The sequence below is a fragment of the Flavobacterium hydatis genome, from assembly GCF_000737695.1.
In the GTDB taxonomy this organism is placed as follows: Bacteria; Bacteroidota; Bacteroidia; order Flavobacteriales; family Flavobacteriaceae; genus Flavobacterium; species Flavobacterium hydatis.
Genome location: NZ_JPRM01000071.1, coordinates 1 through 4,099 on the forward strand (window position 1 = coordinate 1; position 4,099 = coordinate 4,099).

Here is a 4,099-nt window from a genome sequence, read left to right on the forward strand (position 1 = left end):
CAAAAATACTTATTGTATTCGGCACTCGTCCTGAAGCAATTAAAATGGCTCCATTGGTTAAAGAATTTAAGAAATATCCCGAAATATTCCAGACAAAAGTTTGTGTAACAGCTCAACATAGAGAAATGTTAGATCAAGTGTTAAGTTTTTTTAACATTACTCCAGACTTCGACCTTGATTTAATGAAACCTAATCAGGACCTATATAGCTTAACATCGGATATAATTATTAATATGAAATCTGTTTTAGAAGATTTTAAACCTGATTATGTCTTTGTGCATGGAGATACCACAACAACAATGGCAGGAAGTATCGCTTCTTTTTATAGTGGCGCTAAAATATGCCATGTAGAAGCAGGTTTAAGAACTCATAATAAATGGGCACCATTTCCAGAAGAAATCAACAGACAAATTACAGGGCGTTTAGCTGATTACCATTTTGCACCTACAAAATTGTCCAAGCAAAATTTATTAAACGAAAATATAGCTGAAGATTCCATCATAATTTCAGGAAATACAGTCATTGATGCATTGCTACAAAGTATAGACAAAGTAAATCAAGCTCCGAGCGCTTTAATACAAGAGTTATCGACAAAGCTTGGCGAAAAGGAAATGATTCTTGTAACAGGACATCGACGAGAAAATCATGGAGATGGATTTATTCGTATATGTGAGGCATTAAAAGCCATAGCAATGGATAATATTGAACGAATAATTGTTTATCCAGTTCATTTAAACCCTAAGGTACAAGAACCTGTAAATAGAATCTTATCAGATATCCCAAATGTATTACTTATAAATCCTTTGGCTTATGAAGATTTTATATGGATGATGAATCGATCTAAACTGATAATCACTGATAGTGGGGGCGTACAAGAAGAAGCACCTAGTTTAGGAAAACCAGTTTTAGTTATGCGAGATATTACCGAACGTCCAGAAGCAGTAGAAGCAGGAACTGTAATACTAGTTGGCACCGATAAAGACCTAATTATAAAAGAGACTTTGGATCTTTTAAATAATAAAGCTCGTTTTGAAAGTATGAGCTCATTACATAATCCTTACGGAGATGGTAATGCGAGTAATAGAATTGTAGATTTTATTAAAGAATTAGAAATAAAATAATGAGGTAAACTCATTAATAAAAAATAAAAAAGAATGAATGAACCAGAAGTTGTAATGATTGGCCTAGGCTATATAGGTTTACCAACAGCAGCATTAATTGCATCTAAAAACATCCGTGTATTAGGCGTAGATATTAATCCAATAGTAGTAAATACTATAAATATGGGTAAAATTCACATTGTTGAACCTCAATTAGATATTGCTGTAGAAAATGCTGTTAAAGCAGGTTTTCTAAAGGCCGCCACAACACCTGTAGAAGCATCTACATATTTAATAGTTGTTCCTACACCATTTAAAGGAAGGAACGAACCAGATATTTCATTTGTCCAAGCGGCTACAAAAAGTATTATTCCGATTTTAAAGAAAGGAGATTTGTATATTATAGAGTCAACTTCACCAATTGGGACTACCGAAAAAATGAGAGATTTTATTTTTAGTGAGCGTCCAGAACTAGAAGGATTTTTAGATATTGCTTATTGCCCTGAGCGCGTATTACCAGGAAATGTTATGCACGAATTGGTGCATAATGATAGAGTAATAGGAGGAATAGATGATAAATCTACAGAAAAAGCAATAGCATTTTACTCAAGATTCGTACAATCTAAATTACACGCTACAAATGCACGAACTGCTGAAATGTGCAAACTAGTCGAAAATTCATCGAGAGACGTACAAATTGCATTTGCTAATGAGCTGTCATTAATTTGCGATAAAGCAAACATAAACGTTTGGGAACTAATTGCCCTTGCAAATAAACATCCTAGAGTAAATATTCTTCAACCAGGATCTGGAGTTGGAGGGCATTGTATTGCAGTAGATCCTTATTTTTTGGTTTCTACATATCCATTAGAATCTAAAATAATAAATACAGCTAGAGAGATTAACAATTTTAAATCATTTTGGTGTGCAGAAAAAATTCAATCTACTAAATTAAAATTTGAATTAAAGCACGGAAGAAAAGCCTGTATAGCACTTATGGGACTGGCATTTAAACCAAATATTGATGATTTAAGAGAATCTCCAGCTAAATATATAGTACAAAAGGTTTTACAAGACGATAATAATGGAGAATATTTTATCGTAGAACCAAATATCACTGAACACAAAGTTTTTAAATTAACTAATTACAAAGAAGCTGCTCATTCAGCAGATATTATTGTGTTTTTAGTAAATCATAAGGAATTCAAAGAAATTGAAATTTCTGAAGACAAAGAGGTTTTAGATTTTTGTGGAGCATTACAGACTTTTGGGGCATAACTAATAAATCATTTCTTGTTTCCTTAAACATATTCGATAAGTAGGGAAGTCTAGAATAGAATTTTAAAATCATTACATTGAATTCAAAAACAATAGCAAAAAACACTGTATTTCTTTATATAAGAATGTTTTTTACAATGGGAGTAACTCTGTATACTTCCAGAATAATTTTGAATACATTAGGTGTAGAAGATTATGGTATTTATAGTGTAGTAGGAGGAATCATAACTTTATTTGGTTTTTTTAATAGTGCAATGACCTCTGCTACACAACGATTTTTGTCTTTTGATATTGGTAGAAATGATCCAGAACAACTAAAGAAAACGTTTAATGCAACATTAAACATACATATAATTATAGGTATCATAATCTTAGTCTTAGCAGAGACATTTGGGCTTTGGTTTGTAAATAACACATTGAATTTACCTTTAGAAAGAATGAATGCAGTTAATTGGGTATATCAGTTTTCTATTTTTACTTTTTTTTTAGGTATAATACAAGTACCATATGATGCATTAATTATCGCCCGAGAAAAAATGGGCATTTATGCTATTATGAGCTTTGCAGAAGTTATTTTGAAATTAATAATAGTTTATTTACTAGTTATCTTTTCTTTCGATAAATTGATTTTGTACGCAGGACTATTATTTTTAGTAGCGTTTATTATAAGAATGGCTCATAAAATTTATTGCAAAAGATATTATTCTGAAAGTAGGTATCAGTTTTACTTCGAAAAAGAATTGTATCATAAATTAATAGCTTATTCAGGATGGAATTTATTTGGAAATATAGCTTCAGTTGCCAGAGGACAAGGCATAAATGTAATCCTTAATCTATTTTTTGGGACAGTACTAAATGCTACTTATGGTATCACACTACAAGTACAATCTGCAGTTAGTTTATTTGTAACTAATTTCCAGATGGCGGTTAATCCGCAGATTATTAAAAATTATGCCCAAGGAAATATTGAACAAAGCAAGAAATTAATCTTTCAAAGTTCTAAGTTTTCTTATTTTTTGATGTTTTTAATTGTTTGTCCAATATTATATAATATAGATTTTATATTGGAATTTTGGCTTAAAAACCCACCTGAATATATATCAATATTCGTGATTCTTTGTTTAATAAGCTTATTGATAGATTGCATTTCTGGCCCATTAATAACTGGATCACAGGCAACAGGAAAAATTAAATGGTACCAAATTATTATCGGATCCCTGATTTTTCTATCCTTACCAATATCTTACTTTTTCATTATGTTGTATAAAGACCCTGTAGTTGTATTTTACGTAATGATTTCTATTAATATTTTATCTCTGATTTTTCGTTTATTCTTTTTAAAGAAAATGCTAGACTTTAATATAATACTGTTTGTAAAAAGAGTTTTATTAAGAATTTTTGTTGTTACAATTCTGTCTAATGTTTTAATATTTACAGGTTTACATTTCTTTAATATTGAAAATCATTTAATGCTTTTCCTCGTTAAATCCAGCTTTATAGTTTCTGTATGTGTTTTAATAATTTACACTATTGGTTTAGAAAAACAGGAAAAAAATCTTATCTCTAAATATATATTCAATAAAAAATAATGGCCTTAAAAAAAATAATTAAGCAAATATTCGGAGCGAATAATATTTCATTTGTAATAAATTTTAAAGATTTACTTTTAAATTACATTGTTGATTTTCAATTGTATTATAAATATTCAAATGTTTTTAAGG

At 29.8% G+C, this 4,099-nt stretch carries 3 protein-coding genes; all 3 read left to right on the forward strand.

Features of this window, described 5'->3' with window-relative positions:
• Positions 1-1,121: non-hydrolyzing UDP-N-acetylglucosamine 2-epimerase (gene wecB / locus IW20_RS25040; RefSeq protein WP_240478541.1), on the forward strand; the 1,121-nt coding region annotated here is incomplete at its 5' end.
• A 33-nt stretch (positions 1,122-1,154) separates the two neighbouring features.
• The gene (gene wecC / locus IW20_RS25045; protein WP_035629066.1) at positions 1,155-2,378 is read left to right on the forward strand and encodes a UDP-N-acetyl-D-mannosamine dehydrogenase; all 1,224 of its coding nucleotides are present in this window, start codon (positions 1,155-1,157) and stop codon (positions 2,376-2,378) included.
• Between the two features lie 77 nt (positions 2,379-2,455).
• Entirely contained in the window at positions 2,456-3,967 is a 1,512-nt protein-coding gene (locus IW20_RS25050) for a lipopolysaccharide biosynthesis protein (RefSeq protein ID WP_035629069.1), read from the forward strand.
• Positions 3,968-4,099 lie beyond the last annotated feature (132 nt).

Coding starts and splice junctions, on each gene's coding strand:
- wecC (WP_035629066.1), top strand. CDS start 1,155: ATGAATGAACCAGAAGTTGTAATGATTGGCCTAGGCTATATAGGTTTA.